Origin of the sequence: Pseudomonas sp. PA-1-3F (assembly GCF_021609665.1) — a bacterium.
Lineage (GTDB): Bacteria > Pseudomonadota > Gammaproteobacteria > Pseudomonadales > Pseudomonadaceae > Aquipseudomonas > Aquipseudomonas paracarnis.
On record NZ_WJZD01000030.1, the window covers coordinates 35,218 to 49,702 of the forward strand.

Below are 14,485 nucleotides of genomic sequence, written 5' to 3' on the forward strand. Positions count from 1 at the left end.
GGACGCTTGCCGCCCACCGCTGTACTGAGGAGGCTTAAGCAATTTGCGAACCAACTTTTCAAAAGAGGCGCAAACCCAGGCGCGGCGGGGGTTTCGTGGAGGTATGTGAAATTGGCAGGGGAGAAACAGTCGAAAAAACGGCGGACTACTGCCGCCTGCGGCAAACACCGGCCTTAAATCCGGTACAGATCAAAGCCGGCTTGCCTGCGATAGCGTTGGTTCAGTGACAGACTCATTGACTGACATGCCGCCATCGCGGGCAAGCCAGCTCCCACAGGGGATTGATGCCGGTCGCTGATGCCGTGGGCACTACCCAACCAATGTGGGAGCTGGCTTGCCTGCGATAGCGGTGGTTCAGTCACAGACTCATTGACTGACACGCCGCCATCGCGGGCAAGCCCGCTCCCACAGGGGATTGATGCTGGGCGTTGATTCCGTGGGCAATACCCAACCAATGTGGGAGCTGGCTTGCCTGCGATAGCGGTGGTTCAGTCACAGACTCATTGACTGACACGCCGCCATCGCGGGCAAGCCCGCTCCCACAGAGGATTGATGCTGGGCGTTGATTCCGTGGGCAATACCCAACCAATGTGGGAGCTGGCTTGCCTGCGATAGCGGTTGGGCAGGCACTGATATGCCAACTGACAGTCCGCTATCGCAGGCAAGCCAGCTCCCACCGTTTTAGCTACGATCGACCTTGAGCACTTCGTAATCACGCAGTTTGTTGGCAATGGTGGTGTGCGACACCCCCAGGCGCTTGCCCAACTGGCGACTGCTCGGGTGTTCGGCGTACAGGCTTTCCAACACCGCCTTTTCAAAGCGCCCGACGATATCCTCCAGGCTACCCTCCAGGGAAAAATCGCCCAGCGGCTGACGCACGCCATAATCCGGCAAGCGAATATGCTCAACCTTGACCGTACCCCCTTCACACAACGACACCGCTTGGAACAGCACGTTTTCCAGCTGCCGCACATTGCCCGGCCAGTGGTAGTGGCTGAGCTTGTCCATGGCCGCAGGTGCAAGCTTGGGCAGTGGGCAACCGATCTGCCGACTGGCCTGGTCGAGAAAGTGCTCGACCAACGGCGCAAGGCCATCCAGGCATTCGCGCAACGGCGGGATATGCAACGACAGCACATTCAGCCGGTGATAAAGGTCCTGTCGAAACTCACCCCGGGCGCAGAGTTCCGACAAATCTACCTGGGTCGCGCAGATCACCCGCACGTCCAGGTATACCTCTTCATCACTGCCCACCCGGCGAAAACAACCGTCCTGCAGAAAGCGCAGCAGCTTGACCTGCAAGCGCGCGCTCATTTCTCCCACGCCATCGAGAAACAAGGTACCGCCAGCCGTCAGCTCAAGCAGGCCCAACTTACCTTCCGCCCGCGCCCCTTCAAATGCGCCGGGGCCGTAGCCAAACAGTTCGGTCTCGGCCATCGACTCGGGCAACCCCGCGCAGTTGAGCGCCATCAACGGCGACTGCCCACGCGGGCTGGCCAAGTGGCAGGCCCTGGCCAGCAGTTCCTTGCCGGTGCCGGTTTCACCTTCTATTAATAGTGGCGCATCCAGCGGCGCCATGCGTCGCGCTTCACGCACCACTGCGGCCATGACCTTGGAGCTCTGGAAGATGCTGTCGAAACCGCGCAGCTCTTGCTTGCGCACGTTATAGATACGCTCACCGACACGGTCGGCACGATGCAGGGTGAGCACGGCGCCGGCCATGGCTTCACTGTCATCGTGCTCGGAGGATTGCAGGGGCGCGATGTCCGCCAGAAATACGTCACCCTTGACCTTGACCCGCATGCCATTGATTCGCGATTTGCTGGCGCGCACCAGTTCCGGCAGGTCGAAATCCTCGGCGTAACGCGACAGGGGAATCCCCGGCACTTCATCTACCCGTACGCCAAGCAACTGCGCCGCCGCACGGTTGGCAGCCACGATGGAGCCGCCCATATCAATGGACAGCACCGGGAATTCCAGGGCGCCGAGCAACGCATTGAGTTCCATATGCCGCCGCTCGCTGGGCATCAGCCCTACCCGCTTGACCCCGAACACTCCGGCAATCGCCTCGAACTGCGGGCGCAACGCCTGGAACTGCATGTTCACCAGGTTGGGGCAGAACAGGTAGATGGCATTGCCGTGCTCGCCGCCGACTTCGCCCTTGGCGACGTTGACGCCGTACTCCACCAGCAGGTTGAGGATGTCCCGCAGGATGCCGATGCGGTTCTGGCAGTGCACTTTGATACGCATGGAAAGACTCGAAAAGGGAGTAGGCGCCCGCGTCTTTTTGTCGCCGGGCGCAGATAGTCGTCAAGATTATGTGACAGCGCGGTGGCTTTTCCCAGCCCATAGCTGCGACGAGCGGGCCTTCCGTAACGAATACTTTACGATAATCGGTAATTTTTCCTACGCTAGTCCGTTAAGGCTGATGGAAACCGGCGCCTATCCGGTTATCAATAGGAGCATCCCAGGACATAACAAGAACGAATGCCTAGCAGGAGAGCCGTATGAAGCAGACGCACTACGTGGCCCGCGAGCCCGATGCGCAAGGTTTTATCCACTACCCGCCAGAAGAACATGCGGTGTGGAACACCCTGATCACTCGCCAATTGAAAGTGATCGAGGGCCGCGCCTGCCAGGAATACCTGGACGGTATCGACAAGCTCGGCCTGCCTCTGGACCGCATTCCCCAGTTGGGCGAAATCAACAAGGTGCTGGCCGACACCACCGGCTGGCAAGTCGCCCGCGTGCCGGCGCTGATCCCCTTCCAGACCTTTTTTGAATTACTGGCCAGCAAGCAGTTTCCGGTGGCGACTTTTATTCGCACCCGTGAAGAATTGGACTACCTGCAAGAGCCGGATATTTTTCACGAGATCTTTGGCCACTGCCCGCTCCTGACCAACCCCTGGTTCGCTGAATTCACCCACACCTACGGCAAGCTCGGCCTGGCGGCCACCAAGGAGCAACGGGTGTACCTGGCGCGCCTGTACTGGATGACTATCGAGTTCGGCCTGGTGGACACGCCCCAGGGCCGGCGTATCTACGGTGGCGGCATTCTGTCGTCGCCTAAAGAAAGTGTGTATTGCCTGTCGGACGAGCCCGAGCACCAGGCCTTTGATCCGCTGGAAGCGATGCGCACCCCCTATCGCATCGACATCCTGCAACCTTTGTACTTCGTATTGCCCGAGCTCAAGCGCCTGTTCGACGTGGCGCAGGAGGACATCATGGGCATGGTGGAGCGCGGTATGCAGTTGGGTCTGCACGCACCGAAATTCCCACCCAAGCCCAAAGCCGCGTGAACCTTGCGTTTTAAGGCCAGGTGAGTCTGTTCCCTGGCCCCGCGTTGCTTTAGGGTAACGCCACTGACCTTCAATCATTCGAATTCAGGACACCTTCCATGACCACCTTGAACCAAGCCCACTGCGAAGCCTGCCGCGCCGATGCCCCGCAAGTCAGCGATGAAGAACTGCCGGTGCTGATCAAGCAGATCCCTGACTGGAACATCGAAGTGCGCGACGGCGTGATGCAGCTGGAAAAGGTTTTCCTGTTCAAGAACTTCAAATTCGCCCTGGCCTTCACCAACGCCATGGGTGAAATCTCCGAAGCCGAAGGCCATCACCCAGGCCTGCTCACCGAGTGGGGCAAAGTCACCGTGACTTGGTGGAGCCACTCCATCAAGGGCCTGCACCGCAACGATTTCATCATGGCCGCGCGCACCGACGAAGTGGCCAAGACTGCCGAGGGCCGCAAGTAATGCATTTCGATGCCATCGACCGCGTGCCCGGCGACCCGATCCTCGGGCTGATGGACCTGTATACCCAGGACGCCAACCCGAACAAGTTCGACCTGGGCGTAGGTGTCTACAAGGACGACCAAGGCCTCACGCCGATTCCTCACTCGGTGAAGCTGGCGGAACAGCGCCTGGTCGACACCCAAGTGACCAAGACCTATATCGGTGGCCATGGCGATGCAGCCTTCGGCAGCCTGATCAGCCAACTGGTGCTCGGCGCCGACTCGGCCTTGCTGCGTGACCGCCGCGCTGGCGCCACGCAAACCCCAGGCGGCACCGGCGCCCTGCGCTTGAGTGCCGACTTTATCGCCCACAGCCTGCCGGGCCGTGGCGTGTGGCTGAGCAACCCGACGTGGCCTATCCACGAAACCATTTTTGCCAAGGCCGGGCTCAAGGTCAGTCATTACCCTTACGTGGGCAGTGACAACCGCCTGGACGTGACGGCGATGCTGGCAACCCTGTCCAGCGTGCCCAAGGGCGACGTGGTATTGCTGCACGCGTGCTGCCATAACCCGACCGGCTTTGACCTGTCCCAGGATGACTGGCGCCAGGTCTTGCAGATCGTGCGTGAACGCCAGTTGCTGCCGCTGATCGACTTCGCCTACCAGGGCTTTGGCGATGGCCTGGAGCAGGACGCCTGGGCGGTGCGCCTGTTTGCCGCCGAGCTACCGGAAGTGCTGATCACCAGTTCGTGCTCGAAAAACTTCGGCCTGTATCGCGACCGCGTGGGTGCATTGATCGTCTGTGCGGCGGATGCCGAAAAGCTCACCGATGTACGCAGCCAACTGGCGAATATCGCTCGCAACCTGTGGTCGACACCGCCGGATCACGGTGCCGCCGTGGTGGCGACCATCCTCGGTGATGCACAGCTGAAAAAGCAGTGGAGCGAGGAAGTCGAGGCCATGCGTTCGCGGATCGCCCATTTGCGTTCCGGGTTGGTGGAAGCGCTTGTGCCCCATGGGCTGGCCGAGCGCTTTGCGCATATCGGCGCGCAACGTGGGATGTTTTCCTATACCGGCTTGAGTGCCGAGCAGGTCAAGCAACTACGCGAGAAGCACAGTGTGTATATGGTCAGTTCGGGGCGGGCTAACGTGGCTGGGGTTGATGCGACGCGCTTGACGTTGCTGGCTCAAGCCATTGCTGACGTCTCCAACTGAAGCAACAGGATTAACTGTGGGAGCTGGCTTGCCTGCGATGGCGGTGGTTCAGTTGCAGATTAATTGCCTGACCCGCCGCCATCGCAGGCAAGCCCGCTCCCACATTTGAATCGTGGGGTGTCAGGTAGATCAGCGTCGGCTGTCAGGCCGTCACGGGAGCAAGCTCCCTCGCCACAGGTTCAGCCAGCGACCATTTCGGCCTTTAGCATTGCTTCTTTAGCCTGCGCATCCGCCAACCGATACAACTCGATATGCCCATCCCAGTGCTCGATCAATGCCGTGCACGACTCCACCCAGTCCCCGCAGTTGAGGTAATCCACCTCGCCCACCTTGCGAATCTCGGCATGGTGAATATGCCCGCACACCACCCCGTGCAATTCCCGCTTGGTCACCTCGTGGGCAATCGCCTCTTCGAAATCGCTGATAAAACTCACTGCCGTCTTGACCTTGTGTTTCAGGTACGCCGACAGCGACCAATAACCGTAGCCATACCGCGCACGCCAGTGGTTCAGCCAGCGGTTCAGCGTCAGGGTGAACTCGTAGGCCGAGTCGCCGAGGAAAGCGAGCCAGCGGTGATAGCGCGTGATCACATCAAACTGGTCGCCATGAATCACCAGCAAATGGCGGCCATCGGCGGTGACGTGCACAGCCTCATCGACCAATTGGATATTGCCCAGGATCAGCTTGGAATAGCGACGCAGGAACTCGTCATGGTTGCCGGTGACATAGATCACCTCGGTGCCACGCTTGGCCATGGTCAGCAAGCGGCGGATCACGTTGGTGTGGGCTTGAGGCCAATACATGCCGCCGCGCAGTTTCCAACCGTCGATGATGTCACCGACCAGGTAGACCTTGTCGGCGTGGTAGCCCTTGAGAAAGTGCGACAGATGCTCGGCCTGGCAATCCCGAGTGCCCAGGTGCACGTCGGAAATCCACAGGGTTCGCACCCGTTGCTTGCGGCTGGGCTTGGTGAACTCGGCACGGGTCATGGGCATCCCTCGACGCTGTTTTGGCGAGCTTGCGCCTTGGCGATTAATAGCCCATGACAAGCGTGCGTCAGTCTGATGACAGCGCCCGCGGCCCGCCAAGCGTTGTAGACTGACGGCTTGCCGCCCTGGAGACCGCGATGAGCCCGACCCTCACGCTACGCCACTACCTCGAAGCGCCCATTGCCCACAGCCATGACCATGCGCAGTTGGTGTTCGGCCTTTCCGGGCACCTGGACCTGGAAGTCGATGGCCGTGGCAGCCAGGTGCGCGAAAGCAGCGTGATGGTGCTGCCCTTCTCCGCCCACCACGCCTGCATCAGCCGCGATGGCAGCCGCTGCCTGGTGCTGGATGTGCCGACCGAGCACTGGGTGGTGCAATCCTTGGGCGAACATGCCGATGCCAGCCGCCGCTTGCTCGACCAACCCGCGCGCCTCGCGCTGGATGCTCGGCAACACCAACTGGTGCAGTGGCTGGCACAAAGCCCGGTGCACGACCCACTGATCGTCCAGCAAGGCGCTGTGTTGTTACTGGCCAGCCTCAACCACCCTCAGGCTCAACCGCTGCCTGGCCGGCGTCTGCCTTATGCCGCGTTCAATAGCCATATCGAGCGCCATGCGGCGCGTCCGCTCCAGGTGGCCGACCTGGCGCGGATTGCCGATTTGTCCGTGCCGCGCCTGCATGCGCGGTTCATGGCGGAGTGCGGGCAAACGCCGATGGACTATCTACGCAGTCGCCGCTTGCACTTGGCGCTCAGGCTTTTACGCGAAACCTCCCTACCCATCGGCGAGATTGCCGAGCGCGTCGGCTACGCCTCGCAAAGTGCATTTTGCGCGGCCATGCTTCGGGCGTTTGGCGCCTCGCCCGGTGCATTGCGTCGAGCGGGCTAGCAAGAGTCTTGCGCTAAAAATCACCCCACCCGCGACAGACGCCCACCCGCCAACCCTCTAGACTGCGAGGCTGTCACCCCCTGTTGGATCAAGGATCGCAATGACTCCCCGCTCAGCCCTCGGCGCCCTGCATATCGGCGCATTGATGTTTGGCCTCACCGGCGTGTTCGGCAAGCTGGCGGCGGCCTCCCCCGCCATCATCGTATTTGGCCGGGCGGCGTTTGCCGTGCTGGCACTGGCGGTCTTTGCGCGCTTTGCCAGCAACGCTCCCTGGAAAAAACTGGAGATGCGTGACTGGCGCCGGCTGCTGGTCAGCGGCGTGTTGTTGGCTGCCCATTGGGTGACGTTCTTTATCGCCGTCAAAGTCGCCGGCGTGGCCGTGGCGACCTTGGGGTTCACCGCCTTTCCGGCCTTTACGGTGATCCTTGAGGGGCTGATTTTCCGCGAGCGTATTCGGGCCAATGAAGTGCTGCTGGTGGTGCTGGTCACCGTTGGCCTGGTGCTTGTGACCCCGGATTTCAATCTCGCCAGCGAAGCCACGGGCGGCCTGCTGTGGGGCATCGCCTCGGGCCTGTTGTTCTCGTTGTTGTCGCTGAACAATCGCGCCAGTTCCGGGCGCATTCCAGCGGTACAGGCCGCGCTGTGCCAGAACGTCGTGGTCGCCGCGTGCCTGCTGCCCGTGGCCGCGCCGGGGTTGGCGGATGTGCGAGGGATAGATTGGCTGTGGATCGGGCTGCTGGGGGTGTTTTGTACCGGCCTCGCCCACAGCCTGTTTGTCGCCAGCCTTGCCGTAATCAAGGCGCGCACCGCTTCGGTGGTGTTTGCGATGGAACCGGTCTACGGCATCACCGTGGCCTGGCTGTTGTTTGCCGAAACCCCGACCCTGCGCATGCTGCTGGGCGGCGCCTTGATCATCGTCGCCATCGTGCTCTCCGGCCTGATGGGCAGCGCCAGCCAGGCCAAGCAACCGGCGCCGGCCTGACTTCAGACGGTACGGTCGTTATGCCCGAGGTCGCGCTGGGGGTCGATCTGGTCGCGCACTCGCTGCTTGAGCACCTTGGCCTCGGGAAAACCGCCATCGGCCTTGCGCTCCCAAATCTGCACGCCATCGCAGGTAATGCGAAAGGCCCCGCCGGTGGCCGGTTCCAGTGCCACGCGCCCCAAGTCATCGGCAAAGGTGCTGAGTAGCTCCTGGGCCAGCCACGCGGCGCGCAGCAACCACTGGCACTGGGTGCAATAGCTGATAACGATCTCGGGTTTGCATGCAGACATCATTAAGCGGCTCCTGGCGTAACAGGCTCAGCGAATCGGGTGGCTATAATAGCGGCCTTTGTCGCCCAGCCACGAGATTGATGATGCGCCGCCTGCTGTCTTGCCTGTTCCTGTGCCTTGTCCCCCTACTTGCCGACGCGGTAGAAGCCCCCCGCCCGAAAATCGGCCTGGTGCTGTCCGGCGGGGCTGCCCGTGGCCTGGCGCATATCGGTGTGCTCAAGGCGCTTGAAGAGCAAGGTATTCATATCGATGCGATTGCCGGCACCAGCATGGGCGCTGTGATTGGCGGGTTGTACGCGTCAGGCTACAAGATCGACGAGCTGGAGAAGTTGGCGCTGGGTATCGACTGGCAGCAGGCCCTGTCCGACGCGCCACCGCGTGAAGATGTACCGTTTCGGCGCAAACAGGACGACCGGGATTTCCTGGTCAAACAAAAACTCAGTTTCCGCGACGATGGCAGCCTCGGCCTGCCGCTGGGCGTGATCCAGGGCCAGAACCTGGCGTTGCTGCTGGAAAGCATGTTCGCCCACAGCAGCAACACGCGTAATTTCGACAAGCTGCCGATCCCCTTTCGCGCCGTGGCTACCGACATCACCACCGGCGAAAAAGTAGTCTTCAGCAAAGGCCACCTGCCCCAGGTGATACGCGCCAGCATGTCGATTCCCGCGGTGTTCGCCCCGGTGGAGCTGAATGGCCGCCTGCTGGTGGACGGCGGTATGACCGACAACATCCCGTTGGATGTGGCGCGGGAGATGGGCGTCGATATTGCTATCGTGGTCGACATCGGCACCCCGCTGCGCTCGCGCAAACAACTGGCCACCGTGGTGGACGTGCTCAACCAGTCCATCACCCTGATGACCCGGCGTAACTCCGAGGAACAACTCAAGGCCCTGAACCCCAAGGACGTGTTGATCCAACCGCCGCTGGCCGCTTATGGCGTCACCGACTTTGGCCGCGCCAAGGACATGATCGATGCCGGCTACCGCGCCACCCGTGCCCTCGACGTACGCCTGGCACACCTGCGCCCTGCCGAACCCATCGACGCCGACCTGATAGCCGCCCGCACACCGGGCGAACGCACCCCGGTGATCACCGCAATCCAGGTGGAGAACGACTCCAAGGTCAGTGATGACGTCATCCGCTATTACATTCGCCAGGGGCTGGGAGAACCGTTGAACCTGGGCCGCCTGCAATCAGACATGGGCACCCTGTACGGCCTCGATTACTTCGAGCAGGTGCAATACCGCGTGGTAAAAAAAGGCCAGGACAACACCCTGGTGATCAGCGCACGCGGCAAGCGCAGCGGCACCGACTACCTGCGCCTGGGCTTGAACCTCTCGGACGACATGCGCGGCGACAGCGCCTTCAACCTCGGCGCCAGTTACCGCGTGAACGGCATCAACCGCCTCGGCGCGGAATGGCTCACACGGGTGCAGATCGGTGATCGGCAGGAGCTGTACAGTGAGTTCTACCAACCCATGGACACCGGCTCACGTTACTTTGTGGCCCCCTACATCAGGGCCGAGGCGCAGAACGTCGAGCTGATCGAGGACAATAACCCTATCTCCGAATACCGCCTGGAGCGCTATGGTTTTGGTTTGAACGTGGGTCGGCAGATCGGCAACAGCGGTGAGATCCGCTTTGGCGTGGGTGAAGCCTGGGGCAAGGCGGACGTGCGTATTGGCGACCGCGACCTGCCGAGCATGAGCTTCAGCGAAGGCTTTTATGAGCTCAAATACTCCTTCGACTCCCTGGACAACGTGTACTTCCCCCACAGCGGCGAAGACATCGGCCTGGCCTTTCGCGAGTTCGAACCCGGTTTGGGCTCCGACCAGCGCTATCGCCAGTGGGAATTCAAGCTGGACAAGGCCATGAGCCACGGGCCGGACACCTTGATACTGGGCGGTCGTTACGGTCGCACACTGGATAATTCGGATGTGGTGATTTCCAGCTTCCTGCTGGGGGGCGCACGGCAATTGTCGGGCTTCCGCCAGGATGCGATTTCGGGGCAGAACATCAGCCTCATGCGCGCGGTGTACTTCCGCAGGCTCACCCCACGCTCTTACCTGCCGCTGGACTTCCCGTTGTACCTGGGTGCATCCCTGGAACGGGGCCGGGCGTGGAACAACGATAACGAGTTCGACAGCGGCTATATCAACGCCGCGAGTATTTTCCTGGGGTTTGATACACCACTGGGGCCGCTGAATTTCAGCTATGGGTTCAATGATGATAATCAGAAGGCGGTGTACTTGAACCTGGGCCAGACGTTCTAGGAAAGGATTGCCAAGGACTTTTGTAGGAGCGAGCTTGCTCGCGAAAAACCCACAGACGCCGCGTTTATTCAGGAAGCCCGCGTTATCGTTGGCGTTTTTCGCGAGCAAGCTCGCTCCTACATTTTGCAGGTCAGGACTTTTCCAGGTTCGCCAGGATGTGCTCATGCACCCGCATGCACACCCGCAGGTCTTCTTCATTTACGCCCACGAACAATTCATGGCGCAACGCCGTGGCAATGGTTTCGATCTGGTCGATCAACGGTTGGGCGGTGTCGCACAGCAGGATACGTTTGGCACGACGGTCTTCCACTACGGCCTGGCGTTGCACCAGGCCCTGGCCCTCGAGGCTGTCGAGCAGACGAGCCAGGGTGGGCCCTTCCACGCCGACACTTTGGGCCAATTCACGCTGGGTGGGTGCTTCGACAAAACGGGCCAGGTGCAGCAGCACCAACCAGCGCGCCTGGGACAAGCCCAGCCCCGCCAGGCGGCGGTCCAGTTCGGCGCGCCAACCTCGCGACATTTGCGCCAACTGCATACCAAAACGGTGTTGATCGGTTAACGGCATAAAAAACTCGTGTTTAAGACTGAAAATAAAGTATGGCTAATTATTAGTCAGCTAAGCATGAGGCCTGCCCATAGGCAAGGCCCGCTATGTACTGATTCGTTACATTGTCGTAATTGGCACACTAAATTTCGAATTCAGACTGCAAAGCGGCACGCACGCAGTACAAAACGCCTTCCGGAACACGCCCGGTAAACAACGGCGCAATTTCGGTGACAGCTGGCAATTCGCCTTCTCCATCGAGAAAGGCGTCCTGGATTTCACCGAGCAAATCCTCAGGTAAATCAAGGGCCTGCTCCAGGGACAATTGCTGCTTGCCGATGGCTTCGGCAAGCAAGGTGTACACGTTTTTTTCCGAGCATTGCAGTTGGCCTGCGATCTGGATCGGGGTCATGCCGGCACGGGCCAGGCTGATCAGTTCGTGGCGAATATCGGCGATTTCCTTCGGCGCTTCGGCCTGACCGCCGAGCACTTCCAGGAAGGCCTGGCCGTAGCGCTCCAGTTTACGCGCGCCCACACCGCTGACCCGGGCCATCTCGGCCATGGTGGTGGGCTGCTCGCGGAGCATCTCCAGCAGGGTGGAGTCGGGGAAGATAACGTAGGGTGGCACGCTGTGCTCCTGCGCCAGTTTGCGCCGCAGGGTGCGCAAGGCTTCCCATTGTTCGCGCTCTTCACCCCGCACCAGTTGGCTGGCCTGGCTGGTGCTGCTGCTTTTGGCGGTGGTCTGCGGCTTGAGGTCACGGCGCAGTTCCAGGCTCACTTCGCCCTTGAGCAACGGCCGGCAACTGTCATTCAGCCGCAGCCCGCCGTAGCCTTCGATATCGATGTCGACAAGCCCACGGGCAACCATCTGGCGAAACAGCGAACGCCACTCACCTTCGGCGCGAGCTTTACCGACACCGTACACCGAGAGTTTTTCGTGGCCGAAGCTGCGGATTTTTTCGTTGTCCTTGCCCAGCAGAACATCCACCAGATGGCCCACGCCATAACGCTGGCCGGTGCGATAGATCGTCGACAACGCCTGGCGCGCCGGTTCGGTGGCGTCCCAGGTTTGCACGCCGTCGATGCAGTTATCGCAGTGGCCGCAGGGCTCAGGCATGTCTTCGTCAAAATACGCCAGCAGGGTCTGGCGGCGGCAGCGGGTCTCTTCGCACAACGAAAGCATGGCATCGAGCTTGTGCTGCTCCAGGCGCTTGTGGCGCTCGTCGCCCTCGGAGTTCTGCAGCATCTGCTTGAGCATCACCACGTCTTGCAGGCCGTAGACCATCCAGGCATCCGCCGGCAGGCCATCGCGGCCGGCACGCCCGGTTTCCTGGTAATAGGCCTCAAGGGACTTGGGCAGATCCATGTGCGCCACGAAACGCACGTTGGATTTGTCGATGCCCATGCCAAAGGCAATGGTCGCCACCATGATCAGGCCTTCCTCGTTCAGGAAGCGTTTCTGGTGCCCTGATCGCGTTTCATTGGGCAGGCCGGCATGGTAAGGCAGCGCCGGGTAGCCTTGTTCACAGAGGAACGCCGCGACCTCGTCGACTTTCTTGCGCGAAAGGCAATACACGATGCCCGCGTCACTGCGCCGCTCGGACAGGAACGCCAGCAACTGCTTGCGCGGCTGCTCCTTGGGCACGATGCGGTAGAAAATATTGGGCCGGTCAAAACTCGACAGGAAGCGCTCGGCGTTCTGCAAATGCAGGCGCTCGACGATCTCTTCGCGGGTGCGCTTGTCGGCGGTGGCGGTCAGGGCGATACGCGGCACATCGGGAAACAGTTCTGCCAATTGGCCAAGCTGCAGGTATTCGCGGCGGAAATCGTGGCCCCATTGCGACACACAGTGGGCTTCGTCGATGGCGAACAGAGCGATCTCAAGGCTCTGCAAAAAGGCCAGCATGCGTGGCTGCACCAGGCGCTCCGGCGCCAGGTAAAGCATTTTAACCTCGCCACGCTTGATGCGTGCAGCCAGGTCGCGCTGCTGCTCGGCGCTGAGGGTGGAGTTCAACGACGCGGCGGCGACACCGAGTTCTTCAAGGGTGGCGACCTGGTCGTCCATCAACGCAATCAGCGGCGACACCACCACGGCCAGGCCATTGCGCAACAGCGCCGGCACCTGGAAGCACAGCGACTTGCCGCCACCGGTAGGCATCAGCACCAGGGCATCGCCGCCACTGGCCACGCGCTCAATGATCGCACCCTGGCGGCCACGAAAACTGTCGTAGCCGAAGATGTCCTTGAGGACGCGTTGAGCCTGCTCGAGCATGTAAAACTCCAAAATGGTGCCGAAATCCCTCAATACAGGCTGGCCGAAAATATCCGCGCTCACGAAAAATAATCCGTAAGCGAAGTTTTCCCGGATTGGCGCTGGGCCTGCTGGGGCATCACAAAACGCGGCAGTATACCCGAGCGTTATCCACCAAAGGGCGCGACTGACGAATAGACGCACCAGGCTAAAACCGGGCAAATATGCCGTGCGGCTGGCCTGGGCGCTCAAGAAAGCCTAGAATTCAGCATCGTTTATTCCCAAGGTAGCCCTTCAATGTCCTTCGCTGAGCAACTAACCCGCCTGCAAGCCTTCCTCGACGCCGATGAGCTGCATGACGAGGCGCTGGACTACGTGGCCGCCCACGGCTACCTGACCGCCCTGTCGATCTGCTCCGACCCCGTCCCGGACCGTGAATGGATCGACGCGCTGTTCGCTGAAGAGCCTCATTACAGCGACGCCGCCCATCGCGAAGAAATCGAATCCACCCTGATCGCCCTCAAGGCCCACATCGCGCGCCAACTGGCCTCCGACGAAGAGTTCGAGCTGCCGTGCGAGCTGGATCTGGGCGACGATCCGGATGACTCCGACCTGCGCGGCTGGTGCATCGGTTTCATGGAAGGCGTATTTCTGCGCGAAGCCGCCTGGTTCGAAACCGCCGAAGAAGAAGTCAGCGAAATGCTGCTGCCGATCATGGTCGGTTCGGGTCTGTTCGAAGAGGAAGCAGAGTTCTCCGACATCGCCGCCGACGCCAACCTGATGGACGACATGATCGTGCAGATCCCGGAAGCCCTGACCGCGCTGTACCTGCTGTGCAACGCGCCTGACGAAAAACCGGCGATCCTCAAGCCACGTCACCACTGAATCGCTTGCCCGTGGAACCCATGGGCAACCGTCCACTGCTCCTGCGCTATGCGCTGCTGGCCATCGGCTGGCTAAGCGTAGCGCTGGGAGTCATCGGTATTTTCCTGCCGGTACTGCCGACCACACCCTTCCTGCTACTCGCCGCCGCCTGCTTCGCTCGCAGCTCCCCGCGCTTCTACCACTGGCTGGTGGAACACCCGCGCCTGGGGCCCTGGGTGCGCGATTACCTCGACGGCAATGGCATCCCGCTCAAAGGCAAGGTCTACGCCATCGGCTTGATGTGGCTGAGCATCTCGATTTCCTGCTACCTGGTACCACTGCCATGGGCACGGGGCTTTATGCTGACCAGTGCGGTGCTGGTGACGATCTACATCCTGCGCCAGAAAACCCTGCCGCCACGCTGAGCGCCGCCTGCGACATTCGATCCCACACGACCTTGG

Annotated in this window: 13 protein-coding genes; 8 read left to right on the forward strand and 5 right to left on the reverse strand. The window is 61.0% G+C overall.

What is annotated here, in order from left to right; genetic code table 11:
* Positions 1 to 681 precede the first annotated feature (681 nt).
* The gene (locus tag GIV26_RS20560; RefSeq protein ID WP_236282008.1) at positions 682 to 2,247 is read right to left on the reverse strand and encodes a sigma-54-dependent transcriptional regulator; all 1,566 of its coding nucleotides are present in this window, start codon (positions 2,245 to 2,247) and stop codon (positions 682 to 684) included.
* A 257-nt stretch (positions 2,248 to 2,504) separates the two neighbouring features.
* On the opposite strand from GIV26_RS20560, the gene phhA reads away from it, so the two are divergent.
* The 3 genes from phhA to GIV26_RS20575 all read left to right on the forward strand — a co-directional run bounded on the left by phhA (position 2,505) and on the right by GIV26_RS20575 (position 4,944).
* Complete coding sequence (gene phhA / locus GIV26_RS20565) at positions 2,505 to 3,296, forward strand: phenylalanine 4-monooxygenase (protein ID WP_003192992.1); 792 nt, start codon at positions 2,505 to 2,507, stop codon at positions 3,294 to 3,296.
* Between the two features lie 98 nt (positions 3,297 to 3,394).
* Entirely contained in the window at positions 3,395 to 3,751 is a 357-nt protein-coding gene (locus GIV26_RS20570) for a 4a-hydroxytetrahydrobiopterin dehydratase (protein WP_003192995.1), read from the forward strand.
* Positions 3,751 to 4,944, forward strand: a complete 1,194-nt coding sequence (locus GIV26_RS20575) for an amino acid aminotransferase (RefSeq protein ID WP_034126772.1) — start codon at positions 3,751 to 3,753, stop codon at positions 4,942 to 4,944. The genes GIV26_RS20570 and GIV26_RS20575 overlap by 1 nt, the downstream gene beginning before the upstream one ends.
* A gap of 179 nt (positions 4,945 to 5,123) precedes the next feature.
* Here the strand turns inward: GIV26_RS20575 and GIV26_RS20580 are convergent, their stop codons facing one another.
* Positions 5,124 to 5,933 carry a UDP-2,3-diacylglucosamine diphosphatase gene (locus tag GIV26_RS20580; protein WP_054898652.1) on the reverse strand — a complete coding sequence of 270 codons (810 nt, stop codon included), beginning with the start codon at positions 5,931 to 5,933 and terminating at the stop codon, positions 5,124 to 5,126.
* A 137-nt stretch (positions 5,934 to 6,070) separates the two neighbouring features.
* Between GIV26_RS20580 and GIV26_RS20585 the strand changes: the two genes are divergently transcribed.
* A complete protein-coding gene (locus GIV26_RS20585) occupies positions 6,071 to 6,820 on the forward strand; it encodes a helix-turn-helix domain-containing protein (RefSeq protein ID WP_096143468.1) in 750 nt (249 codons plus the stop codon).
* Between the two features lie 100 nt (positions 6,821 to 6,920).
* Positions 6,921 to 7,802: a DMT family transporter gene (locus GIV26_RS20590; protein WP_054898654.1), complete on the forward strand. Its 882-nt coding sequence runs from the start codon at positions 6,921 to 6,923 to the stop codon at positions 7,800 to 7,802.
* Positions 7,803 to 7,804: 2 nt separating this feature from the next.
* On the opposite strand, the gene GIV26_RS20595 is transcribed toward GIV26_RS20590, so the two are convergent.
* Positions 7,805 to 8,092 (reverse strand): SelT/SelW/SelH family protein, encoded by a 288-nt coding sequence (locus GIV26_RS20595; RefSeq protein WP_236282011.1) that lies wholly within the window; start codon positions 8,090 to 8,092, stop codon positions 7,805 to 7,807.
* Between the two features lie 83 nt (positions 8,093 to 8,175).
* Between GIV26_RS20595 and GIV26_RS20600 the strand changes: the two genes are divergently transcribed.
* Positions 8,176 to 10,365: a patatin-like phospholipase family protein gene (locus GIV26_RS20600; RefSeq protein WP_236282013.1), complete on the forward strand. Its 2,190-nt coding sequence runs from the start codon at positions 8,176 to 8,178 to the stop codon at positions 10,363 to 10,365.
* A gap of 130 nt (positions 10,366 to 10,495) precedes the next feature.
* On the opposite strand, the gene GIV26_RS20605 is transcribed toward GIV26_RS20600, so the two are convergent.
* On the reverse strand, positions 10,496 to 10,930 hold the full coding sequence (locus GIV26_RS20605) for a MarR family transcriptional regulator (protein WP_003193007.1): 435 nt from the start codon (positions 10,928 to 10,930) through the stop codon (positions 10,496 to 10,498).
* Positions 10,931 to 11,051: 121 nt separating this feature from the next.
* Entirely contained in the window at positions 11,052 to 13,181 is a 2,130-nt protein-coding gene (gene recQ / locus GIV26_RS20610; RefSeq protein WP_236282015.1) for a DNA helicase RecQ, read from the reverse strand.
* Between the two features lie 276 nt (positions 13,182 to 13,457).
* On the opposite strand from recQ, the gene GIV26_RS20615 reads away from it, so the two are divergent.
* Positions 13,458 to 14,045: a UPF0149 family protein gene (locus GIV26_RS20615; protein WP_034128344.1), complete on the forward strand. Its 588-nt coding sequence runs from the start codon at positions 13,458 to 13,460 to the stop codon at positions 14,043 to 14,045.
* A 20-nt stretch (positions 14,046 to 14,065) separates the two neighbouring features.
* The gene (locus tag GIV26_RS20620; RefSeq protein ID WP_019818414.1) at positions 14,066 to 14,449 is read left to right on the forward strand and encodes a YbaN family protein; all 384 of its coding nucleotides are present in this window, start codon (positions 14,066 to 14,068) and stop codon (positions 14,447 to 14,449) included.
* Positions 14,450 to 14,485: the final 36 nt, after the last annotated feature.